Annotated in this window: 21 protein-coding genes; 4 read left to right on the plus strand and 17 right to left on the minus strand. The window is 53.6% G+C overall.

The window, feature by feature from the left end:
• Window positions 1-262 precede the first annotated feature (262 nt).
• The 4 genes from PSCS_RS03610 to ssb are packed head-to-tail and all read right to left on the minus strand — an operon-like array spanning window position 263 to window position 3,720.
• A complete protein-coding gene (locus PSCS_RS03610; RefSeq protein ID WP_068810432.1) occupies window positions 263-1,009 on the minus strand; it encodes a hypothetical protein in 747 nt (248 codons plus the stop codon).
• 35 nt (window positions 1,010-1,044) lie between these two features.
• Window positions 1,045-2,259 (minus strand): molybdopterin molybdotransferase MoeA, encoded by a 1,215-nt coding sequence (locus PSCS_RS03615; RefSeq protein ID WP_068810433.1) that lies wholly within the window; start codon window positions 2,257-2,259, stop codon window positions 1,045-1,047.
• A 3-nt stretch (window positions 2,260-2,262) separates the two neighbouring features.
• Window positions 2,263-3,165 (minus strand): SDR family oxidoreductase, encoded by a 903-nt coding sequence (locus tag PSCS_RS03620; protein ID WP_229694661.1) that lies wholly within the window; start codon window positions 3,163-3,165, stop codon window positions 2,263-2,265.
• A 51-nt stretch (window positions 3,166-3,216) separates the two neighbouring features.
• Window positions 3,217-3,720: a single-stranded DNA-binding protein gene (gene ssb, locus PSCS_RS03625; protein ID WP_068810435.1), complete on the minus strand. Its 504-nt coding sequence runs from the start codon at window positions 3,718-3,720 to the stop codon at window positions 3,217-3,219.
• A gap of 156 nt (window positions 3,721-3,876) precedes the next feature.
• Between ssb and uvrA the strand changes: the two genes are divergently transcribed.
• Window positions 3,877-6,726, plus strand: a complete 2,850-nt coding sequence (gene uvrA, locus PSCS_RS03630; RefSeq protein WP_068810436.1) for an excinuclease ABC subunit UvrA — start codon at window positions 3,877-3,879, stop codon at window positions 6,724-6,726.
• Between the two features lie 78 nt (window positions 6,727-6,804).
• Here the strand turns inward: uvrA and PSCS_RS03635 are convergent, their stop codons facing one another.
• Window positions 6,805-8,898, minus strand: coding sequence for a PQQ-dependent dehydrogenase, methanol/ethanol family (locus tag PSCS_RS03635; RefSeq protein ID WP_068810437.1), 2,094 nt, complete (start codon window positions 8,896-8,898; stop codon window positions 6,805-6,807).
• 231 nt (window positions 8,899-9,129) lie between these two features.
• Window positions 9,130-9,900, minus strand: coding sequence for an SIMPL domain-containing protein (locus PSCS_RS03645; RefSeq protein WP_082866534.1), 771 nt, complete (start codon window positions 9,898-9,900; stop codon window positions 9,130-9,132).
• Window positions 9,901-10,107: 207 nt separating this feature from the next.
• Here PSCS_RS03645 and pxpB point away from each other — a divergent pair, with 207 nt between their 5' ends.
• The 3 genes from pxpB to pxpA are packed head-to-tail and all read left to right on the plus strand — an operon-like array spanning window position 10,108 to window position 12,529.
• A complete protein-coding gene (gene pxpB, locus PSCS_RS03650) occupies window positions 10,108-10,812 on the plus strand; it encodes a 5-oxoprolinase subunit PxpB (protein WP_068810439.1) in 705 nt (234 codons plus the stop codon).
• Window positions 10,809-11,768 carry a 5-oxoprolinase subunit C family protein gene (locus tag PSCS_RS03655; RefSeq protein ID WP_068810440.1) on the plus strand — a complete coding sequence of 320 codons (960 nt, stop codon included), beginning with the start codon at window positions 10,809-10,811 and terminating at the stop codon, window positions 11,766-11,768. The genes pxpB and PSCS_RS03655 overlap by 4 nt, the downstream gene beginning before the upstream one ends.
• Window positions 11,765-12,529 (plus strand): 5-oxoprolinase subunit PxpA, encoded by a 765-nt coding sequence (gene pxpA / locus PSCS_RS03660; protein ID WP_068810441.1) that lies wholly within the window; start codon window positions 11,765-11,767, stop codon window positions 12,527-12,529. Before PSCS_RS03655 ends, pxpA begins: the two co-directional genes overlap by 4 nt.
• Here the strand turns inward: pxpA and gspN are convergent.
• The 11 genes from gspN to gspD all read right to left on the minus strand — a co-directional run bounded on the left by gspN (window position 12,513) and on the right by gspD (window position 23,329).
• On the minus strand, window positions 12,513-13,388 hold the full coding sequence (gene gspN, locus PSCS_RS03665; RefSeq protein ID WP_068810442.1) for a type II secretion system protein N: 876 nt from the start codon (window positions 13,386-13,388) through the stop codon (window positions 12,513-12,515). The genes pxpA and gspN overlap by 17 nt on opposite strands.
• Window positions 13,389-13,419: 31 nt before the next feature.
• Complete coding sequence (gspM, locus tag PSCS_RS03670; protein WP_068810443.1) at window positions 13,420-13,932, minus strand: type II secretion system protein GspM; 513 nt, start codon at window positions 13,930-13,932, stop codon at window positions 13,420-13,422.
• Complete coding sequence (gene gspL / locus PSCS_RS03675; RefSeq protein ID WP_068810444.1) at window positions 13,929-15,170, minus strand: type II secretion system protein GspL; 1,242 nt, start codon at window positions 15,168-15,170, stop codon at window positions 13,929-13,931. Before gspL ends, gspM begins: the two co-directional genes overlap by 4 nt.
• Window positions 15,167-16,249: a type II secretion system minor pseudopilin GspK gene (gspK, locus tag PSCS_RS03680; protein ID WP_068810445.1), complete on the minus strand. Its 1,083-nt coding sequence runs from the start codon at window positions 16,247-16,249 to the stop codon at window positions 15,167-15,169. The genes gspL and gspK overlap by 4 nt, the downstream gene beginning before the upstream one ends.
• Window positions 16,250-16,268: 19 nt before the next feature.
• Window positions 16,269-17,045: a type II secretion system protein GspJ gene (locus tag PSCS_RS03685; RefSeq protein ID WP_068810446.1), complete on the minus strand. Its 777-nt coding sequence runs from the start codon at window positions 17,043-17,045 to the stop codon at window positions 16,269-16,271.
• Entirely contained in the window at window positions 17,042-17,512 is a 471-nt protein-coding gene (gene gspI / locus PSCS_RS03690; protein WP_068810447.1) for a type II secretion system minor pseudopilin GspI, read from the minus strand. Before gspI ends, PSCS_RS03685 begins: the two co-directional genes overlap by 4 nt.
• Before the next feature lies 1 nt (window position 17,513).
• A complete protein-coding gene (locus tag PSCS_RS03695; RefSeq protein ID WP_068810448.1) occupies window positions 17,514-18,065 on the minus strand; it encodes a GspH/FimT family pseudopilin in 552 nt (183 codons plus the stop codon).
• A gap of 11 nt (window positions 18,066-18,076) precedes the next feature.
• Window positions 18,077-18,532, minus strand: a complete 456-nt coding sequence (gene gspG / locus PSCS_RS03700; RefSeq protein WP_269801321.1) for a type II secretion system major pseudopilin GspG — start codon at window positions 18,530-18,532, stop codon at window positions 18,077-18,079.
• 88 nt (window positions 18,533-18,620) lie between these two features.
• Window positions 18,621-19,841: a type II secretion system inner membrane protein GspF gene (gene gspF / locus PSCS_RS03705; protein ID WP_068810449.1), complete on the minus strand. Its 1,221-nt coding sequence runs from the start codon at window positions 19,839-19,841 to the stop codon at window positions 18,621-18,623.
• On the minus strand, window positions 19,828-21,306 hold the full coding sequence (gene gspE, locus PSCS_RS03710) for a type II secretion system ATPase GspE (RefSeq protein ID WP_188619146.1): 1,479 nt from the start codon (window positions 21,304-21,306) through the stop codon (window positions 19,828-19,830). The genes gspF and gspE overlap by 14 nt, the downstream gene beginning before the upstream one ends.
• On the minus strand, window positions 21,299-23,329 hold the full coding sequence (gene gspD / locus PSCS_RS03715; protein WP_068810450.1) for a type II secretion system secretin GspD: 2,031 nt from the start codon (window positions 23,327-23,329) through the stop codon (window positions 21,299-21,301). Before gspD ends, gspE begins: the two co-directional genes overlap by 8 nt.
• Window positions 23,330-23,340 lie beyond the last annotated feature (11 nt).

A 23,340-nucleotide genomic window follows, 5' to 3' on the forward strand; every position in this document is an offset into this window, starting at 1 on the left:
GGAATGTGGAGTGATGCCCTGCCTATGTGCCTTGCTTGAAGTGTTTTCGGGGCAACTGCACTATGCCTGGCGCAAAAAAAAGGCTTTCAGATCTCTGCAATCTGAAAGCCATAAATATGCGGGAAGAAAACCAGCAATACGGTTCACTGGGTCAACAACTCACCCAGATGAACAAGGCATAAACACTGCACTCATCAATCCGTGCATGCCAGTCAGGTGTATCTTAGGGAATCAATGTAACAACTTGATGAACGAAAAGGCTTTATTGAACAACCAATCTGACACTGGATTGCTCGCCAATCTCGATGTCTGCCCGGATCCGGCTGTTAACCATGCCGCTTTGTACCTGAGAATACATCCAGCGTCCCATTTCATCGCTAGGCGCAGTGATGAGTACAAAGGCGTTGATCTCGGATACTGTACTGGCAATCTGGCGCAAGCTGTCAGCGACAGCCGGCTGCTGAGTACGGACCCCGGCAAACTCGAAACGGTGCACACTGTGCGTGCGTTCCCGTTCCAACTGCAGGTTCTGCGCTGCGACATCAATGCCCTCAGCGTCAGGGTCGACCATCATCGCCCGATCCAGGAACTGCTCAGCAGTTGCAAAATGTCCTTGCCTGGCAGCTTTCTCCGTTAACTGCAAATAACGGGCGACGATATCCTGCAACCCATCAAGCGCAACCTGATTACCCGGGTCCAGTGCAAAAGCACGATTGAAGTAATGGAACGCACTATCCTCAACAGGTGTCGTCAAGCGGTCTTCTCGAAGAGCTCGCATACCGTCATATAAAATATCGGCGACATACTGCCGGTGGCGTTCTGCATCCTCCCGGTCCCGACGCGCCTGCTCCTGGTTAGCCATGCTGGGCTGCTCCTCCGGCTCTAGCTGGACCGTTTCAACTGGCCGGGTCTGAGGTGCTTGGCTTTGGCAGGCAGCCAGGAAGCAAACAGGCAGAATACAGGATGCGATGATACGCGAGAAGCTGGGAAACGCTGAGAGTACGTGCATAACAGTTGCAACACAGGTTATGAGGAATTGGGCCGCTAAAATATGGCATTAAACGCCAGGAATCTCAAGCGATCTCCTTTCTTGACTTTGTTCCCTTTGGGAATCACTGCCAACCCGTCTGACTGTCCCAGCGAAGACAGAACCCCGGAGCTTTGCCGGGAAAATGGCTGCACAACATCTCCTTCAGGAGTAGATTTCAGGCTGACTCGCAAATACTCTTCGCGATCACTGACCTGATCCCTGGAAAACCCGGCCTCGACCCAGCGCTCGGGCCAGTCTGTTTCAGCAGCCCCCATCAATTTAAGCAACGCTGGCCTGACCAATAGCAGTAGGGTAACGACCGCAGAAACCGGGTTCCCTGGCAGTCCGAAAAAATGACTGTCCGCAAACCGTCCAAAGGCAAATGGCTTGCCGGGTTTGATGGCCAGTTTCCAAAGCAGCAACTCCCCCTCCCGGGACACAGCATCCTTTACATGATCTTCTTCACCGGCAGAGACGCCGCCCATGGTGATAATGACATTGGCTTTTTCTGCTGCTTGCGACAGTGCAGATACTGTTGCGTCCAGAGAGTCTACAACATGATCAGACGCGACGACGTCGATACCCATGCGCTGACACAAAGCCTGAATGACATATTGATTGCTGTTAAAAATCTTGCCCGGTGTCAGCGTCAAACCGGGTTCAACCAATTCATCGCCTGTCATTAAGAGGGCAACTTTGGGTTTGGCAACAACAGGAACCTGATCAATACCAGTGGATGCCAGCAGGCCCAGCTGGAATGGCCCCAGCCGCTGCCCTTTCTCAATCAGCTTGCTGCCCGCGCTAATATCACTACCCTGTCGGCGAATGTTCTCACCGCGCTCTGGCAACTGAACCACAGTCACCTGACCGTTTTGTTGCTCACAGTTTTCCTGCATGACCACCGTATCGGCATGGTCTGGTACCGGAGCGCCAGTGAAGATTCTGGCGGCAGTACCTGGCTGCAAGGGGTCGGGTTGCATACCGGCAGCAACGCGCTGGCTCACTGGCAAGGTTGGTGTCTGTTCAAGGTCTGCCCGGCGTAGCGCATACCCATCCATCGCCGCATTATCCCAGGGCGGAACCGGTATACTCGCAGCGATATCAGCTGCAGCAACCCTGTCCAGTGCGCTGGCCAGTGATACCATTTCTGTATCAGTCAAAGGCGCTATGCTGGCCAATAACTGGCGACGTGCTTGCTCCAAAGAGAGTAAGGCGGCGCGGGAAGACATGAATCACTCTCCCGCTGACGAGGCTGATTTGGACAATGAGGCCTTCAACATCCGTTGCAGGCTGCCATGCCAGGAGCGTTGTTTTATGCCGAAAGTTTCGAAGATGCGTTTGGTATTCAACGTAGCATTGCTAACCAGAGGGGCTTCCACCCGCTGCAAATTGATCGTCAGGTGATCCAGCAAACGATAAATACTTTCATCATGCTGCGCCGCGTACTTGACCATTTGCTGAACAAACTCGCTTTGTCGCATTGGTTCCAGTGCACAGTAATGATAAGTGCCCCAGACATCTGCCTGACAATCGACCTGCAGAGAAATCGCCATAATCACACGAGCAATATCCTCCAGCGGCGTTGGAGACATTTTGCCCCGGGTTACCGTTACCTGTCCTTCCTCGGAACGCAGTTCATCCAACCAGCGATCCAGCCACTGGGATTTACCAGGCCCAAACTGCCAACCGCAACGAAGAATGATATGTTTAGCCGTCTCCGCAACAGCCTGTTCACCAGCGACAGCTGTCTCACCGAAAATACCTTCCGGCTTGACGGCATCCTGCTCGTTATAGGCAAGCTTTTTCTCACCACCGAAAACGTAGGCTGTAGACAGATGAATCAGCGGAATATTCAGATGATCACAAACCTGGGCCAGCAGTTCCGGCAGGCGATGATTAATGGCAGCGCACTCATCAGGGTATTTTTCCGCCTGAAAAATAGCGTCGTGCTGATCCGGCAGGTATGACGCCAGATTAATGACCTGGTCGGGTTCCGCTTGCGTGATCACGCGCGCAGTACCCAGGGGATCATCAGCATTTACCGCTGCGGGGTCAGGTGCCAGCCATTCAACCCCTCGTTCTTCCAGCAATTGTTTGAGTTCGTTGCCGATTGCTGAATCGGCGCCAATGATCATCAGTTTCACTGACTATATCCCAGGCCTGCTTGTAAAAATGGTATGTGAGAATTAAAAGGGAATGTCGTCGTCAAAATTGTCGAAATCACTTGGACGCTGCTGGCCACCACTCTGGTTGGGCTGGCCGCCACCGGATTGACCGGACGACTGGGATTGCTGTGACATATCCTGATTCATGTCCTGGTTCATGCCACTATAGTTGTCATTGGATGCACCGCCTCGAGAATCCAGCATCTGCATTTCATTGGCAACAATTTCGGTCGCATAACGCTTGATGCCGTCCTGCTCCCAGGAACGGGTGCGCAGGCTGCCTTCAATATACAACTTGCTGCCTTTGCGGACATACTCATTGACAATTTCTGCCAAGCGATTGAAAAAGACAATACGGTGCCATTCGGTTCTTTCCTGGTTCTGACCCGTGTTTTTGTCCTTCCAGGTCTCGCTGGTTGCCAGCGCCAGGTTACAGACTGCCCCGCCACTGGGCATGTAACGCGTTTCCGGATCCCGCCCAACATTACCGACCAGAATCACCTTGTTTACGCCGCGACTCGCCACCTTGTTATCTCCTTAAATTGGCTGTTCTCAATATTCTTATCAAGCATAGCACGAAACTGCCAATCTCGCAGATAGTCCCTAGCGCTAAGAGAATGACTCTTTGCGATAGCGGACAATATTCCTCATAATGGTGTGTTTTTATTGGTCTGGATCGGCATGGACAACATCAGTATCAGGGGTGCCCGCACCCATAACCTGAAAAACGTTAACCTGGATATACCCCGCGACAAGCTCGTCGTGGTTACCGGTCTTTCCGGCTCCGGCAAATCATCACTGGCATTCGATACGTTGTATGCGGAAGGCCAGCGACGCTACGTGGAGTCGTTGTCGACCTATGCCCGACAGTTTTTGTCGATGATGGACAAACCGGAAATTGACCACATTGAAGGGCTGTCGCCGGCCATTTCCATTGAACAGAAATCAACATCGCACAACCCGCGTTCAACTGTGGGCACCATCACCGAGATCTACGATTATTTGCGTTTGCTCTATGCCCGTGCCGGTGAACCGCGCTGCCCTGACCATGATCTGCCACTACAGGCACAGACTGTCAGCCAGATGGTTGATCAGATAATGGGGTTGCCGGAAGGCAGCAAAATCATGATTCTGGCACCGGTCATTCAGGCTCGTAAAGGAGAACATATCGGTGTTTTCCAGTCCTTGCAGAGTGACGGCTTTATTCGTGTCCGTGTCGATGGCCAGGTCAGTGAACTGGTTGAAGTCGGCAGCCTGGACAAAAACAAGAAACACACTATCGAAGCGGTAGTCGACCGCCTGAAAGTGCGCGACGGCATTGAACAGCGCCTGGCCGAAAGCCTGGAAACCGCGCTGATGTTAAGTGATGGCGTAGCCTCAATTGCCTTCATGGATGATGACAGGGAGGAGCTGACCTTTTCATCGCGCTTCGCTTGCCCGACCTGCGGACACAGTATCAAAGAGCTGGAACCGCGGCTGTTTTCATTCAACAACCCGGCGGGTGCCTGCCCAACCTGTGATGGTTTGGGGGTTTCACAGTCATTTGATGTCGACCGTATTATTGTCGACGACACCTTATCCCTGGCTGAAGGTGCGATTCGGGGCTGGGATCGTCGCAATTTCTATTATTTCCAGATGCTCAGTTCATTGGCCAGACATTACGGTTTTGCCGTGGAGACTCCTTTCTGCGAGTTGAGCAAGCAACACCAGGACGTCATTCTTAATGGCAGTGGCGGCAAAATCATTGATTTTGAGTTTGCCAATGACCGGGGTGATACAACTGTCAGGCGCCACGCCTTTGAAGGCATCCTGCCCAATATGCAACGCCGCTACCATGAAACAGAATCCCAGGCAGTACGAGAAGACCTCGCCCGCTTTCTGAGTGTGCATGCCTGCCCTTCCTGTGAGGGTACGCGGCTGTGTGCCGACGCAAGACACGTTTTTATCAATAACGTATCACTGCCCTCTGTCAGCGCCATGACCATTGAGCAAGCCAAGGCGTATTTCGACAGCCTGACGTTGAGCGGTTCCCGTGCAGAGATTGCTGACAAAATTCTCAAAGAACTCCAGCAGCGCCTTAAATTTCTCATTGATGTGGGGCTCAACTATCTGACCCTGAGCCGCAGTGCTGACACGCTCTCCGGTGGCGAAGCACAGCGCATCAGACTGGCATCGCAGATTGGAGCCGGCCTGGTTGGTGTGATGTACATCCTGGATGAACCTTCCATCGGCCTGCACCAGCGTGACAACGACCGATTGCTAAAAACCCTGTTCCACTTGCGGGACCTGGGCAACACTGTGATCGTGGTTGAGCACGATGAAGATGCCATCCGGCACGCTGACCACATCATTGATATCGGCCCTGGTGCCGGTGTTCACGGCGGTCATATCGTCGCCCAGGGGTCCGTTGATGACTTGATCGCCTGCCCGGAGTCACTGACTGGCCAGTACCTTAGCAATAAGCGCCGGATTCTGGTGCCGGAGCGCAACCCTCACCCCGGCAACAAAAAAGTCGTAAAAATTGTCGGCGCAAGGGGCAATAACCTGCAGTCAGTAGACCTCAGCATTCCTCTGGGCCTGCTGACCTGTGTTACCGGTGTGTCCGGGTCGGGCAAATCGACGCTGGTTAACGGCACGCTCTACCCGATTGCTGCCCGGGAATTAAATGGTGCCGTCACGTTAGATGCGGCCCCCTATCAGAAAGTTGAAGGGATGCAGCAACTGGACAAGGTTGTTGATATCGACCAAAGCCCGATTGGCCGTACCCCCCGCTCCAATCCGGCGACATATACCGGTCTGTTCACTGCGGTACGAGAAATCTTCGCCGGCACACAGGAAGCCCGCTCTCGCGGCTATGGTCCGGGACGTTTCAGCTTCAATGTCAAAGGAGGGCGTTGCGAAGCCTGCCAGGGCGACGGCGTGGTTAAAGTGGAAATGCACTTTTTACCTGACGTCTATGTGGCCTGCGATGTCTGCCATGGCAAGCGCTACAATCGTGAAACGCTGGAAGTGCGTTACAAAGGCAGAAATATAGCAGAAGTCCTTGATATGACCATCGAGGAAGCCAGGGAATTTTTCGACCCGGTGCCGGTGATTGCCCGCAAATTGCAGACACTGATTGACGTTGGCCTGACATACCTTTGCCTGGGGCAATCGGCTACCACCTTGTCCGGTGGTGAAGCCCAACGTGTCAAGCTGGCCAGAGAGCTGTCCAAACGGGATACCGGCCAAACACTTTACATTCTGGACGAGCCCACCACCGGCCTGCACTTCGAAGACATTCGCCAGTTACTGGCCGTGCTCCACAAATTACGTGACCAAGGCAACACTATCGTGGTGATTGAACATAATCTGGATGTGATTAAAACGGCTGACTGGATCGTTGACCTGGGGCCGGAAGGTGGCAGTGGTGGCGGTCGAATCCTGGTTGAAGGGACACCGGAAGACGTCGCTGCCACGCCAGGCTCCTACACCGGCCAATACCTGGCCCAGTATCTCGAAGGTACAGACAGCAACCGCAAGGCAGGCTAGCACTTGTTAACTCGATAAAGCAGCCTGCCCCCTGCGATGCTTAGTAAACCGAAGCGTACCGGTTCACGTGCCTGATCATCACTCTGATACGGATGCGGCGCGTTGCAGCAAATAGGCCCGGATGCCTTCAACCTGAGTCGCACCAATATCAGCGGCAAAGGCAGGCATACCCTGCTCCTGCAGCGCCCCTTCAAGCACAATCGCCGCGAAACCCTCTTCACTGAGAATCATCGGGCTATATCGCAGATCGGGGATCGGGCCTGCGCTCAAAGCAACCGGGCCATGACACACAGAACAGTAGGCTCCGTACATAGCTTCACCCAACAGGGGGTTGCCAGCACTGCTCACCCCTTCCAGGTCCAGTGGAATCAGCGACTCCTGCTGATGGTCAGGCAAACTGGCCTCACCATTGAGTTTAAACGCCATCAGGCGGCCATTGCGCTGCCTGGGGTAATTCCCGGAAGTCAGACCCATTGTCAACGGGATTGCGCCACCCTGCCCCGCCAGCGCCAGCACATACTGCTCACCATCCAGTTCGTAAGAGACCGGGCCTCCAAGAATGGCATCACCGACCTCATGCGACCAAAGCTCTTCGCCATTGTCAGTACGGTAAGCATGGAATACCCCATCGGCTGAACCCTGAAAAACCAGTCCACCTCCGGTGGAAAGCAGGCCACTGTTGCCCAACACATCGTAATCCACGCGCCAGCGAGCCTGCTGGGCTGCCGGGTCCCAGGCCAGCAAGGAAGCCGGCGCCTGGTCCATGATCATGCCCTGATCAGCCATGTTGGCAGGCTCCGCCATGGCAGCTCCCAGTCCCAGGTTCCAGCCTACGGCCTGATCAGTGACTTCATCAGCCGGTGCATAGACATAGGATGTATTTTGCGCCGGCAGGAAAACCAGTTGAGTTTGGGGATCAAATGACATCGGATACCAATTATGAGCCCCTAATGGCCCGGGTATCACAAGTGCCGGGTCGCGCTGATAACGGACAATTTCGGATTCAATCGGTCGCCCTGTGGCCGGATCCAGTCCACTGGCCCAGTTAACATCTACGTAGTTATCTCCGGATATAAACTCACCAGTGCGTCTGTCGATAACATAAAAGAAACCATTTTTAGGTGCCTGCATGATGACCTCACGCATGCGGCCATTGATTTCAATGTCAGCCAGAATCATGTGCTGTGTCGCGGTGTAATCCCAGGATTCGGCAGGCGTGGTCTGGAAATGCCAGACATATTCGCCTGTGTCCGGACGCAGTGCCACGATGGAAGACAAGAACAGGTTGTCGCCCTCACCATTGGAACGCAGTTGATGGTTCCAGGGACTGCCATTACCGACACCGATATATAGCAGATCCAGTTCAGGGTCATAGGCCATGGAATCCCAGACCGTGCCGCCCCCACCGATGGCCCACCATTCGCCAGACCAGGTTTCTGCCGCCATTTCCATCGCTACATTTTCAAAACCGTCTGCCGGGTTACCCGGAACCGTATAGAAACGCCAGGCCTGCTCCCCGGTATCAGCATCATAAGCCGTAATATATCCGCGCACACCCAGCTCTCCACCACCATTGCCAATGATGACCTTGCCATCAACAACACGGGGGGCACCCGTGATGGTGTAGCGTTTATCCGGGTCCACCGTCATGACTGACCACAGTTCCTCGCCCGTTTGCCGGTCAATGGCAATCAGACGCCCATCCAGTGTGCCCAGGTAAACAGCATCCCCCCAGGCAGCGAGTCCGCGGTTCACCACATCGCAACAGGCATCCGCCGCCTTTTCACCCGGCACTTCCGGGTCGAACTGCCAGATCATATCGCCGGTTCGGGCATCAACCGCATAGGCTTTGCTCCAGGCGGAAGTGAAATAAACCACGCCATCGATCACCAGTGGTGTTGATTCCTGGCCACGGTCGGTATCCAGTTCAAAATCCCAGGCCAGCCCCAGGTCAGACACATTATTACGATTGATCTGATCCAGCGGGCTGTTGCGCTGTTCTGAATAAGTGCGCCCGTGACTCAACCACTCTTCCGGGGCCGCGTCAGCCTGTTCTATACGCGCGGCATCAACAGCCTGGAACGCAGGTCCTGCAACACTGGCCTCCTGATTAAGGGCAGGTGAACTGGCAACTGAATCTGGCTGGCTCTCACCGCTGCAGGCAACCAGCATGAATACACCTGGTAATAAACACAGTTTGAATGACGAGCGAAAGGTGCCCAGCATTTTTTGGATGGGCGATGACAAGGTAGGAAGGGGTAGTAATTCTGGCGCTAAGCGACTGCTGTCAGATCTCATCGGCGGGCCTCATTCTCGGAGCATGATTATTGTTATTCATGTCCGAGAATAAGCAGCCCGCACCGGCAAATCAAGAACGTTCGCTCGAAATTTTGCAAATTGTTGCTACTTGGCGACGGCCTGAACCCTGACAGTGAGACTGACTTCACTCTCGCCAGCCCGCGCTGCCGGAGTTGCTACGTCGAGACCAGCAGAAGATTCCGCTCGCATCATTATGGCCACTGGCTGGCCGCCCCGGGAGATGTCATCCAGGTCAACAATCGCCATGTCCACCTTATCTTTACCCAGCGCCTCAGCAATACGTTCGGCCTGCATTCTCGCGCTATTAAGTGCAGTTTCAAGCAATGAGTCCCTGACATCCCGGGCCAGCTCATCACTGACCTGGTAAGACAGGTTGCCCAATATCAAGCCAGCGCCCTGCAGTTCGCCAACCAGAGCGAGAATATCGGCTGCCGACCTGGACTGCAGCGTCAGGCTTTGCGTGCCACGCCAAACCTGGTCGGCTCTGCCGCCCTGGGGCTGCCGGTTAGTCTGATAGACACTGTAGTAACCCGTTTCCACATCCAGGTCAGAGATCGCAGCAGCATCCACCTGATCCAGCGCTGCAGTCATCATCTGGTTGATAGCATTTTGCAGCAGCGTTGCATCCCGGTCTTCTTTCTCAACCCGCAACTGTGCCACCAGCAAGTCCTGCTCAACCGAGCGGGTTTCACTCACAGACAGGCGTATTAGCGTTTGCCCCTCCGGTAACAATTCCGTGTTCTGTGCTTTGGCAGCACCGGGTGCCAGTGCCAATACCAGCATGACAAGAAGCGCCAGGGCCAGATATACCGGCTGATTTTGCTGGCGTATTGCAATTGTCGAAACAGTGTTCATGATGAATCTCCCAATAACAGCTAAAAAGCATACATGATTAACCCGAACCACGAGTTCCGGCCTTTCATGGTTTACTTACCACGCTTACCTACAACGCTTGCTTACCGGGCTTAGCCACTTAACCTGCTAAGCCCTCCAGGCCGCTTGATACTGACAATGACATAAGGCGGCGCTTGACTCTTTGCCATTCTGCATTACATTGCCTTTATGAGCATACCAGAGCCCAGTATCAATTTTGCAACCGAGAATGCCATTCTACTGTCATTCGCTGAACCGCGGCTGAACCCCAAAGCAGGCAGCATCAGCGCAGATCAGTTACAGATGCGTATTATCGACCTGGCAAATACATTACGTCAGAGCCCGGTTGCCGAGCTTCTGACGGACCTGGTGCCTGCGCCTGGCTCACTGCTAATTGTACTTAATGATGGACATAGCGCCCGGCGCGTCCTGAAAGAAGCCGAACAGCATTGGGGCAGCCAGACAAACACGCAACGTAAATCGCGGCAAGTCGAGATTCCGGTCTATTACGGTGGCGAGTATGGCCCCGACCTGGCTGCTGTCGCCAGCCATTGCGGCATGAGCGAGCAGGACATCATAAATTGTCACAGTACTGCCTGTTATACAGTCAGTGCGCTTGGGTTTATGCCGGGGTTTGCTTATCTCAGCGGACTGGATAACCGCCTCGCCATACCCCGGCGCAAAACACCCCGCAACCGGATCCGCGCCGGCTCCGTGGCTATCGGTGGCACCTCAACGGGTGTTTACCCTGCAGATTCACCAGGCGGCTGGCACATTATTGGTCACACCCGCCTGAGCCTGTTTAACCCGGATTCTGCATCTCCGACTTATTTGCAACCAGGCGATCAAATCTGTTTCATTCCACAGTGGGATGAAGGTAGTGCCCTGCCATGATTGAAATTATAAAGGCCTCACCTTTGCTGACCGTCCAGGATTTAGGGCGAACCGGTTTACGCCACCTTGGTATCCCTCAATGTGGTGCAATGGACCCTTATGCACTGAGCATCGCCAACTGGCTGGTGGGCAACCCGGCTAATCTGGCGGGGCTGGAGATTGTGACTGCCCCCTTAACACTGCAGTTCCATCAGTCTCATCGGATTGCACTGACAGGGCATGACTATCAGGCCAGACGCTGTGATTCAGACGGTAATGAAAGCGACTTGTCGTGCGGGTTTGCCCATAACATCCCGGCGGGCAGTACAGTCTCCTTGCCTGCCACCCGGGAACCAGGTGGTCGGGCCTACCTGGCAATTGCCGGAGGCGTTGACGTTCCGGTCAAGTTGCATGCACGCAGTACCGATCTGGTGAATCGCTTCGGTGGCGTCGAGGGGCGTCCACTACAACGGAACGATGTCATAAAGGTTGGCCAGGCAAACATTAACACCGAGGCCTGTGGTCATGGCGTCAGACCCTGGCAGGTCGATGGCCGATTACGTGCGGTACCGGGCCTGGATATCAACGCTTTTTCGGAAGAGTGCCAGCAAGCCTTCTGGTATCACCCGTGGAAAATCAGTCACAACCTGAGCCGAACCGGCATCCGGCTCGATGGCAGCCAACTGGATACCCCGTCAGAAGCTAACCGGCTGTCTGCTGGTGTGTTGCCGGGGATGATTCAGGTACCGGGCGGAGAACAGATCATTTTACTGGCCGCTGACGCCCAAACGACCGGCGGCTATCCTTGTATTGCCAGCGTCATTAGTGCCGATCTCTGGCAACTGGCGTATTTGCAACCCGGACAAATCATTACGTTTGTGCCCGTCAGTATCGCTGAGGCGCAAGGTCAACATTCAGCCAGACAGCAATACATGCAACGCCTGGCGAAACAACTGGGTGTAGAAGACAGCCTATGAAAAACACCTCAACTCACAGTCAGGCAATCGACCTGAACGCGGATCTGGGTGAAGGCAGTCCTTATGATGAAGCCATTCTGGCCATTGTCAGTTCTGCGAATATCAGCTGTGGTGCCCACGCGGGGGATGACACTGCCATCAACGACGCTATCCGTTTTGCCAAGAAGTATGACGTTGTCATTGGTGCTCACCCTTCCTACCCCGACCGGGAAAATATGGGCCGAAAAAGCCTGGCGATATCTCTGTCATCGCTAGCCGATTCTGTTTTTGAACAATTAAATCATATTGATCAGCTGGCAAAAGATTCAGGCGCTGAACTGCGCTACGTAAAAGCGCACGGTGCACTTTATAATGACATGGCAGGTGATGAAAAACTCGCCAGAAATTTCTGTCAGTGGGTCATTGATTTTAACGACTCCCTGGCCGTAATGGGATTGGCAGGCAGTGCTGTCGCCAGGGCTTGCAACGCAATGAATATACCGTTTATCGCAGAGGCATTCATTGACCGTCGCTACCAGGCTGACGGAACGTTAGTCAGTCGTTCACAGGCAGGGGCCACGATCCGCGATTCGGCAACAGCGGTCAAACAGGCATTGCAGCTTATTGAAGATCAGTCAGTCACCACACTGGAGGGCCAGACCATAACGGTTCAGGCTGACTCACTTTGCCTGCACGGTGACTCGCCTGAAGCCCTGGTTATCGCTAAACAGTTACGCTCAGCCCTGGCGGAAAATCATATTGCCATTAAGGCGACGCGATAAAATAGCGATAACCGCCAGCAAAATCACCGCTACCTTCCTCTGCCAGCATAGCCAGCCAGTTATCCAGTTCCTGATCAATACGCTCATCTGGCAATAACAGGATCTCTGTCTGGTAAGCTCCGTTCATGGTCACGTTCAAATTGACTGAGAGCGCTGCAACCGGCCACCCGTCTTTCACAGGATCTGATACGGTCTCCCCGGTGCCAAACTCAGCCTGGAGCTGGAAGCTGCCAGGATCTGGTGAAGAAATGATAAAAGGAATATTCGGCCAGTCTACCTGGCGTAATGCCGTCATCCCCGGCACTGTCAGATCGATATCACGCCATTGTCCCTCACCGGAGACTGCAATGCGTTGCTGAACGCCATTCGCAGGCAATTGCCACTCAAGTGAATGGAGCCGGCCCTGGATCAGACCGGACAGTGACATGTCTGCGTTATACAGCATACGTTCAGCAGGCAGAGCGAAACTCACATCATGCAATGAAACCGTGCCATCTGCCCAGCACGCCTGTCCCTGAGCCTGTGCGGCCATGCTATGTGCCTGAGACTTAGCCAGACCCGACTCTTCAACATAAAACAAGGTGCACAGTTTCCCTTGCAGCAATGACCCTAGTTGTAAATCCCAATCCAGACGCCCTTCCAGCAACACTTGTCCCTGCCTGTTATTCATCGCAATATGCCCGGCACGGCCCTGCCAGATACTGCCTGACCAGTTACCGACAGTGATATGTTCAGGCAGGGCGATCACCTGCCCCAGCCTGGCAGGCATCAGTACGACCAGGCTAACCAGGAACATCAGCAGTAAACCAATGAGGCTGACTTTTAACGATCGGTTAACACGCATATTTTTCACTTCCATTAATTATCCGGCCTTGTTCGTGCACTATTCACTAGCGCCAGCGCAAACTCAGTGCCGCAACAACCGCATTATCCATGTCGGTTTCTGCTACTGGATTCAATGCCACATTATCAATCCTGGCCAGGCTCTCTGACTCCATGTCGTACAGCCACTCCAATGCATCCCTAAGGCTCAGGGTTTCTGTCCTGAGGTTGGCTGACATACCATCTGCTGACAAATCCAGAGAAGCCAGTGCCACATTATTCTGCTCTGACGTCCGGTAAACCCATTGGGCCAGACCACCACTCTGCCGCCCGCTTGACGCCGGTTGCTGTGATCTGGCAGCAATCAGTTGCTGGCTCAGCTCACGCACTTCCAGCAACGATTGCTGCGCAGCGGACACTCGAGAGTGTGCCAGGCTGTTTGCCTGATGCAGCGGGCTAATAACGCCAAACCAGATTGCCCAGGCGACAATGACCAGCAGACCGGCAGCCAGTAACCATTGTTCCCGGGCAGGGCGTGCCTGATACCAGTCTTGCAATCTCTTGCCTATTAAACCTCTCATGATACCCCCGTTGCAAAAATGACAAATTGCGCGAGGTGGCTTTCCCCTTGTCGCGTGATATTTTGTGTTCTGGCATTCAGGCCCGCTGCATTCAGTGCGTCGTTGAACGAAAGAATGTCTTCGTTACTCAGTGCACTGACTGACAGGCTCAACTCTTGCCGACCTGCGCTGTAGTTAAGACGCTGTACCCTGATACCTTGGATGTCCGCAAGGGCAGGTGCCACCTGATCCAGTATTGATAACAACCCTGCACCTTCCGGGCTGCCTGTCAATTGCGCCAACTGGCTGCGAAGCTGTTGTGCTGCATCAACCAGGACTCCTTGTGGCATTGCCTGGCGATAACTGTCTTCAATGGCCAGCTGTAATGCCTCAAACTGTCGATTCGCCTGATACGTCGACAAGGCAGTAGCAACAATATACGTCGTCAATGCCAATGCTGCGGCCAGCGCAGGCATACGTAGCCAGCCGATTTTTTGCCCCCATCGAACCGGCGCCTGAAATTCTCCCTGGCGCAGGTCGACAGCGCGGACCGGCTCCTCCAGTGACATCCATTGCCAGCTTACATGCTCTCCGGTTTCCAGCTGAATCCTTGCTGTCGTTTTCTGGTCGAGCATTGCTTTGATGGGCACCGCGTCCTCAGTCGAAGTGGTCAACACAGATATATTTCCCGGTTGTTCGCAGCCACTGAGCAAGGTGTCGATTAACATAGTTGCCTGGGATGATTTTACTGCACAGTAGCGGTTCTCTCCCCAGCAACAGGTCAGAGCATCCGTTACCGGATTATGCACCAGCAACCAATGATCGGGCCGGGCATTTAACAAGTGTCCCTCACTGTAGCAGTGTTTTATCGCAACACCGGCAGCCTCCAGATCATTAACAGCTGCCACCATCAAGGAGCGGTCGAGGTGGGCGACGGCAACGTCTTCACCTGCCACCACATGCCCAGCAATATGCAGTTGCGTAATATCGCTGGCAAGCTGCGGCTCAATCTCAAATGCCAACAGTTGTGAGAGCTGTTTTTGTTGTTTTTGTGAGACCTTGACACGGCTGTCGACTACATCACTGGCATCGAAAAGCAATATGCCCGCTTTGCCATTCAGATATTGACCAATCTGCCTGGCTGTACCGGTTTTAACATCCCCCACTGCCCGATTGTTATTGTCCAGGCATTGCCAGAGATAACTGGCACCTGACTCATCACGGTGCAATGGTTTTATGATCGCTGAACTGACTTTCACATTGGATTCCTTACCGCGTCGTTGGCGCGGCAGCAAAACTGACTGCGTTGTTTCCGGACAACCGAAACACCACTGTCATTACGGTAAAACAATAAGCTGGCATGCCGTTGCTGTTGCCCGGCTTCTAAATCAACCTGCGCCATAAAGTAATGGCTGTTAACGGACAACGCATTCGACAGCTCGACCGCCTCCTGAAAACCGGCGTTGCTCAGTGCCTCTGCGACGGTTCCGAACGGCGACTCTTCGCGGGAACGCTGCAGTGACAATCGGTATGCATCACTGGCAGGCTCCAGGGTGCTGTCACTATTCATGGCCTGTAAGACAAGGGGAAGTGCCGTATTGATATTCACCGGCGTCACCGCAGGCAGTGCGACCAGGTAAGGGCGCAGTAACGCCAGTATGTCCCGATTCATATACCTGACTGACTGCAGTTCGCTGAGATCACCAATGAGACGGTTCGCCGGGTTCCTCGACACGGCTTGTGAGGTATAATACAGCGACTCGGCACCACCCTGATCACTGACGTTATCATCTTCATCAATCCAGTCTATCACTGCTTCAAGTAATTGCTGGGCCTGGGTCATGGTCATGGTTGGCTGCACCAGCCTCAGCAACCGGATGAACATTTTCTGCTCTGCGGTTAAACGCTCCACCAGCGGTAGTGATGCATCGTAGAAATCTTCATCAATGCGGGACAGACTGTTGATATTGAATTTCCCCTGCGCATCGCTTAAATCAACCCGAACAAACCCTGTATCTGTCGGCAGTGTCGTACTGGCCATTGCCCAGTCCTCAGCGGCATGATCAACCCGGTCACCTTCAGCACTTTGGTCCTTCAGCACATCAGCCCATAACACACCGGCAACCAGGGACTCAGCACCGTGCAGGTAACCCGCCGTACGGGATTGCAGAGAGCGCCCCTCTGCCAGGCGACTGTCAACACGAAAATCTTCCGCCATATTCACCGCCATAATGGCCACCCAGGCGGCAACCATCATCGCCAGAATCAAGGCGCTGCCTTGCTGTCGCTTATGCCCCAACGCGATAGCAGGCATGATTTGTTGAGTGTGGTTATTCATCCGCTATTTTACCGATCATTTATATACCAGGTAATGCAAACAATCGCTGCACGCGTCCTAATGCTTCCGTTTCCAGAGTGATGGCTACTGCCCTTGGCCGTGCATCCAGAATCTGCGGTGCATCTCCTGCTTCCTCTTCTGATACTGAGTCCTGGTCGCTCTTCGTGACAGTGCTCATATCAGCCGCTGGCCAGTCAGATCGCCAGTTCAACGCTGAGTTACCATCAGGTAATGCAGGCAGGAACTGGATTTCTATATCACGCACAGAGGACAGCAAATGCAGGCTTCCCTCCGGCGGCGCTGAATAGCGCTGGTTATTCTCCTGCCAGTAATCACGTATCAAGGTGTTATCTGCCAGACGATAAAGCACCCGCTGCACCTCAGACCTGGCTTCCTGTAATGGGTTATCCCAGCCATGGCGATTAAACAGTAACAGTCCGCCCGTCAGCCCGGTTGCCTGATCCAGCACAGCCCTTCGTCCAGGGCCTCCCACCAATGCTGGCGATGACTGTTCGCTGACCAAGGCGGCAAACACATCATTGCCTACAGCGGGCTGATTCAATGTGTGCATGGCAATCTGCTCCAGGTCACTGGCCAATAACTGCCAAACCTGCTCCACCGCATTGACGTCCTCGAGCAGTGTGGCGGAACGCGCTTCGGCATCCATTGCCGCGCCCAAAAATCGTACTGCCAAGACACCGATCAAGGCTGTCAACGACATAGCGATCAGCAATTCAATCAAGGTAAATCCCTGTGAACCACGTTGGTCTGCTGTTCGCACCATACGTGAACTCATGTATCCCCCTGCTGCCCTGCAGTGATATTACGCTGAGCTGATGGCACCGCAGCGAGGTAGTCCATAAAAGTGACCAGAGATTCAGCCGGGTTTTCAGCACTGGCGACTTGAACATCGTATCGATAAAGCCCAGGCACTGCTGTCGTCGCCACTTCCATCTGCCAGTGCCAGTTACGGTCCGCCTGTTGTTCGACGCCGTTATAAATACCCGGGCGATACAGGCTCCCCGAGGCTGCTTCAATACGCATTTGCAACAGCCTGTCCTGAGCCACCCAACCCGCAATGGTCTGGTCCCGTAATCGCTGGGCACTATCCATCTGTGTCCCCAGCTGAAACATCAGCGCCGGTAACGCAATACCAATAATCAACATGGCTACCATCACTTCCACTAATGAAAAGCCAGGTGACGATGGGTGCAGTTTGAATTGCCTCGGCGACGGCTGTCTGGCTCTGCTGCGAACGATCACTTTAAACTCCCGGGCCTGTTGCACTAATACTGCTTTCCGCGCTGACCAGAACCTTTCCGAAACGATCAAGCTGAACCGTCATATCCCCCAGTTGAATCTCGAAATCTGTCATTTCTCCTGTCGGGTAAAATACTACATCCGGCACCATATCAGTCATATTGGACATGTCAGCTGTCTGCCGTTGCTGAGGTTTTCGCCACTGCATATCCACATTTTCCGGTATCGGAAACACTTTCATGTCAGCCGCACTCCAGCGACCTTCCTGCCATGTCAGCCAATGCAGAGAAACCCTGCCACTGCGGCTCTCTTCACGCTGGACAGACAGCGCCATGGGCGTTGCCCGGATCACCGCCTCAGCGCTGCCAAGACGAAACAGCCCAGCCAGTTGCCCGGCTTCCTTTTCACCTGGCCGACCGGTACTCCCGGCGCCTGGCAGCGTAACGATCACCAGACTGCTCATCAAACCCACTATCATCAGCACGACCAGCAATTCAATCAGGCTGAACCCTTGCATTGCTGTGGCTGGAGAGGGCTTGAGAGTGACGTCATACATCAAGGGCTTCCCTACAGGTTTTCCTGTTGCTGCCAGTTACCGTAATCGCTGTTTTGCCCCTCACCACCGCGCACACCATCGGCACCATAGGTGAAAATATCCACAGCGCCCTGCTGCCCAGGACTCAAATACAGATACTCGCGCCCCCACGGATCGACAGGCAATGATTCAAGATAACCATCTGATTTCCAGTTAGCGGGAACCGGCTCCATCCTCGGGCGCTCAATCAAGGCACTCAACCCCTGCTCACTAGTGGGGTAGTCATAATTATCCAGGCGATACATTCGTAGCGACGTTTCGATCGCACTGAAATCGGCAAATACTTTCTGTACGCGGGCCTCATCTGCCCGACCCAGCACATTGGGTGCCAGGATACTGATCAGCAGTCCCATAATTACCAGGACTACCATGATTTCAATCAAACTGAAGCCAGCGGACTGTCTGTGACGTTTCATCTGAACCTGCATTGCTTTCACCTGTTTTCTCTCGTGTTTGGCTGATGTATTTGTCTAATCTATTCGCCTGGTATTGCTGTCATGTCGCCTGCCCAGGACTTTAAATCAGGCTATTGATATCAAAAACCGGCAGCAGTACCGCCAGCATGATCAAGGTGACGACGCCACCCATAATGACAATCGTTAATGGCTCTAACAGCGTCATCAACGTTGCCATGCGTAAATTTAATTCTCTTTCCTGGTTACTGGCCGCATAACCCAGTTGTTCAGCCAGGGTGCCGTTAGCTTCACCGTTGGCTGCCATTTGGACCAGCAACGGCGGAAAGGCAGCGGATTGTGCCAGGCTCCGGCTAAAACCTGCCCCCTCCTGCACCTTGGCTGCCACATTATCGGCCTGCTCCTGAAGTGCTACGTTATCCAATACCTGGGAAGCGATGCGCAAGGCATCCAGCAAGGGTACGCCACTGTTGAGCAGGATGGATAAGGTTGAAGCAAAACGCGTGCTGTCCACTTGTCGCCAGTAACTGTTTAAACCAGGTATCTTCAGTAACAGTCGATGCCATTTCTGCCGTTGGCCCGGCTGTCTCAACCAGAATAAAAAGCCCATCCACATGGCAACCAGAGACAGAATAAGCACCAGGAATCCCGTACTGGTCAGAAATTCACTCACGGTAATCAAGGCACGGGTCAAGGGCGGCAAAACCCGGTCAGAGGCGGAAAACAGTGACACCAGCCTGGGCACCACAAAACTCATCAGTAGCATCACAACAGCAACACTGACACCAAACAGCACCAGGGGATAAACGAGAGCATTCTGCAATTTCTGCTGTGACTGATGTCCGGTTTCAGTGTGAATTGCCAGGCGCTCCAGGACTTCACCCAGGTGTCCGGCAGTTTCGCCTGCTTTTACCATTGCACAATACATGCGATTAAACGCCAGCGGGTGTTCACTCATGGCCTGCGCCAGGGTACGACCTTCCAGCACCCGCGACCGCAGCTCAGAGACCAGACGCTGCACGCGGTGCTGCGTGGTTTGACGTGCGCAAATATGCAGTGCTTCATCCAGCGGCATACCAGACTGGACCAGGGAAGCCAGCTGTCGACTAAAAAGAGACAATTGCGCCGTACTGAGCTTTTGCCCGCGCCACAGGCTAAACTGTGAAGTATTCGCTGCTGAACCTGACTTTTTACTGCTGATCGAAATCGGTTTAAGCTGTTTGGCACGAAGCTGCTGTCGCGCATCGCGGTCGGTATCCGCCTCAAGAACACCTTTGATTTTTTTGCCCTGGGCATCCAGGGCCTGGTAACTATAGGCCCCCATGTTCTGCTCCTTGCAAGGCACTCACCCGAAGCACCTCGTCAATGCTGGTTTCGCCTGACAAAATCCGCTGCCTGCCATGCGCTTCAATGCTGTCATGCTGGTGACGGAGTACGCCAAGCATTTCCTGTTCCTCAGCGCCCTGGTGGATCATGCGACGAATATCATCGTTGATCACCAGTACCTCATAAATACCGGTTCGTCCTTTATAACCACTGCCGTTGCAGACATCGCAGCCTTGCGCCTGATAAACGACCTCGCCTTCAGGCAGCCCCGTCAATTGGCTGGCAGCCGTATCAATGTGAACCGGCTGACGGCACGCCTGGCACAAACGCCTGACCAGGCGCTGGGCAATGATGACCTGCACACTTGAGGCTAAAAGGAAGGGCTCCACCCCCATATCCTGCAGCCTCATCATGGCACCAATGGCGGTATTGGTATGCAACGTTGAAAGTACCAAATGACCCGTTAAAGAAGCCTGGACAGCAATCTCTGCCGTCTCCCGGTCACGTATTTCACCAACCATTACGACATCAGGGTCCTGTCGTAAAATAGCCCGCAACCCTCGCGCAAACGTCATATCCACACGCGCGTTAACCTGCGTCTGACCAATACCCTGCAACACATATTCCACTGGATCTTCGATGGTCATAATGTTGCGCTGACGCTCATTGATCTGCTGTAATCCGGCATACAAAGTTGTGGTTTTGCCCGACCCTGTGGGCCCGGTAACCAGAACAATGCCGTGTGGCCTGGCCAGGGCATTGGCGTAATGCCGATATACAGCCTCCGGCATATCCAGTTGATCCAGGGTCAGTTGACCCGCAGACTGATCAAGAATACGCAGTACGACCCGCTCACCAAATGACGACGGTATGGTCGACATACGAATATCCACCTGATGGCCCGCCAGTTTGACGCGAATGCGGCCATCCTGTGGCAGGCGCTTCTCGGCAATATCCAGCTTGGCCATCACTTTCAATCGCGAAACCAGCACTTTGCCCAGTTCTGGCTTGGGGGACAGAACATCCCGAAGCACACCATCTACACGAAAGCGAACAAACAGCTGGTTCTCAAAAGGTTCAATATGCACATCAGAAGCTTTCTCACGCACAGCCTGCGCAAGCAGCGCGTTAATCAGGCGAATCACTGGCGCATTATCAGCATCTGACAACAGGTCACTATTTGAAGGAATCTCATCCATCAAACTGGCGAGATCGTCTTCGTCACCCATTTCATCAGCAGCACGCTGTGCGGCATCGGCTCCACTTTGGTAAAGCGAGGCCAACCGTGCCTGGAAATCCTGCTCACTGATTGCCTGAAGGGAAAAATCCGTTTTAATCACCCGGTTAAGCTCTGCCAGTAATGACACATCCGGCCTCCGGCGATAGTAAATATCACCATTGTCCAAAAGCACACCGTGACTATTGGCAAAATCATAAGGAAGCAGTCGGGCTACCTCACTCATTGTTATCTCCCGCTGTACGTTCTGCGCCCGTGTCATCATTGCTGTTTTCCGTTGGCAACTGCGACGACCACTCAGGTAAAACCGGCATATCCAGACTGTCCAGCAGGATGTTGCGCTGGGATTGTTGCTGGATCTGCTGGTTCCGGATCTGCTGGTACTTTTCTGCAGTCGCGCCGCGCAAAGCGAGGTCATCGCGCAAAATGGTCGGACGGATAAAGACCAGCAAATTGGTTTTTTGCACTGAACTGGAATTTGAACGGAACAGGCGGCCCAGGCCAGGCACATCTCCCAACAGAGGTATTTTTGATTCGCTCTGAATAATGTTGTCGCGAATCAGGCCACCCAGGACAACAATTTCCCCATCCGCTACGGTAACGCGTGTTTCTATCTTGCGTTCATTGGTAATCAGGTCCACTGCGCCCGCTCTCTGGGAAATACTCGAGATTTCCTGGTTGATATCCAGGGCGACATTATTGCCCTGGTTCACATGAGGGGTAACGCGCAGTGTAGTACCCACATTTTCTCGTGTGATGGTCTGGAACGGATTATCGACATTACCGTTGCTGTTAGCGCCAGTATAGGAACCGGTGACAAAGGGTACATTTTCACCAACTGTTATAACCGCTTCTGAATTATCCGTTGTTAAGATATTTGGAGTAGAAAGAATATTGGCACCCGAAGTGGCCTGCAGCATATCGACCAGTGCCAGCAGGTCATTGCTGCTGCCGATACGCCCGATACCTATCGTTTGGCCTGCTGTCGCGGCCAAACCGGCGGCGAGGCTGGTTAAGCCCTCCTCACGATCCTCATTCAAGGCGCCTTCTGCAATCTGACCCAGTTGAGTCAGGTTATTGCCTGCTTCAAAGCTACTGGCAAAGGCCCCGCTGTCATCCCGAAACAGCCACTGGATACCCAGGTTCTGGCCGGTATCATCATTGATTTCGACAATAATCGCTTCAACCAGCACTTGTGCTCGCTGAATATCCAGTCGGTGTACGACATCCATCAGCGACTCGATGATATCCATGTCAGCAGTGATAATCAGGGCGTTGTTATCGGGATCTGCCTCAATACTGGCCTGCCTAACAGAACTGTTGTTGCCGCCGCTGTTTTCGCCCTGGTTGAGGTTGAAGGTATTCTCAACCACCTGACCGAGCACGCCAGCCAAACGCTCTGCATTGGCATACTCCAGGTAAACAACGCGTGTATTTCCGGTCTGTTCCCGTGGCCGATCCAGTTGCTCAACCAATGTCCGCAACTGTTCACGCTGACGTGCACTGCCACTGATCAGTACACTGTTGGTGCGAGGGTCGGCATTGATGCCAAGGCGGTTGACGCTGCCTTCTTCAGCAGGGGTGGAACGACGGCCTTGCTGCATTTCACGAACCAGTTCGACCACGTCCGTCGCAATTGCAAACTTGAGTGAGACTATCTCGGTTTCTGGCGCTACGCCCTGGTCCAGCTGAGCCAGTACTTCCCGGATGCGGCGAACATTGGATGCCGTATCAACCAGCAACAGCATGTTACCGTCAGGAAACGCAGACATTTGTCCATTGCTTTGCGAAACCAGTGGACGTAATACCGGCAACACATCATTGACAGCGATATTGTCCAGCCGAATGGTTTCGGTGACATAGCCACTATTCTGACCACGGCCGCCTTGTACAGACTGACCAATCGGTAACGCGGCTGATCGCGCTTCCTGAGAGGGGAGAATGCTGACCAGGCCGGGCTCTGTTTCAACAGCAGTAAACCCCGCCAGGTCCAATGCTCTGAGAAAAATATCATAATAGGAATCGGCATCGACTGCCTGATTGCTCATCACTGTAATGGTGCCGGTCACCCGCGGATCAACCACCATGGTCTTACCTGTCACATCCTGAACAACACGAATGACTTCCATAATATCGCTGTCACGGAAGTTTGGTGTCCATGTGATAATCTCTTGCGCAACGGTGGCGCCAGATGACATTTTGATGACAGCGACAAGGAACAGTTGGGGCAGGAATGTTCTTTTCAACATGACTTATCTCA

Source organism: Pseudohongiella nitratireducens (genome assembly GCF_001642735.1).
GTDB classification, from domain to species: Bacteria; Pseudomonadota; Gammaproteobacteria; order Pseudomonadales; family Pseudohongiellaceae; genus Pseudohongiella; species Pseudohongiella nitratireducens.

What these genes read in the sequence shown, in the direction of transcription:
- PSCS_RS03610 (WP_068810432.1), bottom strand. Translation starts at nt 1,009, where the DNA reads ATGCACGTACTCTCAGCGTTTCCCAGCTTCTCGCGTATCATCGCATCC.
- PSCS_RS03615 (WP_068810433.1), bottom strand. Translation starts at nt 2,259, where the DNA reads ATGTCTTCCCGCGCCGCCTTACTCTCTTTGGAGCAAGCACGTCGCCAG.
- PSCS_RS03620 (WP_229694661.1), bottom strand. Translation starts at nt 3,165, where the DNA reads ATGATCATTGGCGCCGATTCAGCAATCGGCAACGAACTCAAACAATTG.
- uvrA (WP_068810436.1), top strand. Translation starts at nt 3,877, where the DNA reads ATGGACAACATCAGTATCAGGGGTGCCCGCACCCATAACCTGAAAAAC.
- PSCS_RS03635 (WP_068810437.1), bottom strand. Translation starts at nt 8,898, where the DNA reads ATGCTGGTTGCCTGCAGCGGTGAGAGCCAGCCAGATTCAGTTGCCAGT.
- PSCS_RS03645 (WP_082866534.1), bottom strand. Translation starts at nt 9,900, where the DNA reads ATGAACACTGTTTCGACAATTGCAATACGCCAGCAAAATCAGCCGGTA.
- pxpB (WP_068810439.1), top strand. Translation starts at nt 10,108, where the DNA reads ATGAGCATACCAGAGCCCAGTATCAATTTTGCAACCGAGAATGCCATT.
- PSCS_RS03655 (WP_068810440.1), top strand. Translation starts at nt 10,809, where the DNA reads ATGATTGAAATTATAAAGGCCTCACCTTTGCTGACCGTCCAGGATTTA.
- pxpA (WP_068810441.1), top strand. Translation starts at nt 11,765, where the DNA reads ATGAAAAACACCTCAACTCACAGTCAGGCAATCGACCTGAACGCGGAT.
- gspN (WP_068810442.1), bottom strand. Translation starts at nt 13,388, where the DNA reads ATGGAAGTGAAAAATATGCGTGTTAACCGATCGTTAAAAGTCAGCCTC.
- gspM (WP_068810443.1), bottom strand. Translation starts at nt 13,932, where the DNA reads ATGAGAGGTTTAATAGGCAAGAGATTGCAAGACTGGTATCAGGCACGC.
- gspK (WP_068810445.1), bottom strand. Translation starts at nt 16,249, where the DNA reads ATGAATAACCACACTCAACAAATCATGCCTGCTATCGCGTTGGGGCAT.
- PSCS_RS03685 (WP_068810446.1), bottom strand. Translation starts at nt 17,045, where the DNA reads ATGAGTTCACGTATGGTGCGAACAGCAGACCAACGTGGTTCACAGGGA.
- PSCS_RS03695 (WP_068810448.1), bottom strand. Translation starts at nt 18,065, where the DNA reads ATGTATGACGTCACTCTCAAGCCCTCTCCAGCCACAGCAATGCAAGGG.
- gspG (WP_269801321.1), bottom strand. Translation starts at nt 18,532, where the DNA reads ATGCAGGTTCAGATGAAACGTCACAGACAGTCCGCTGGCTTCAGTTTG.
- gspF (WP_068810449.1), bottom strand. Translation starts at nt 19,841, where the DNA reads ATGGGGGCCTATAGTTACCAGGCCCTGGATGCCCAGGGCAAAAAAATC.
- gspE (WP_188619146.1), bottom strand. Translation starts at nt 21,306, where the DNA reads ATGAGTGAGGTAGCCCGACTGCTTCCTTATGATTTTGCCAATAGTCAC.
- gspD (WP_068810450.1), bottom strand. Translation starts at nt 23,329, where the DNA reads ATGTTGAAAAGAACATTCCTGCCCCAACTGTTCCTTGTCGCTGTCATC.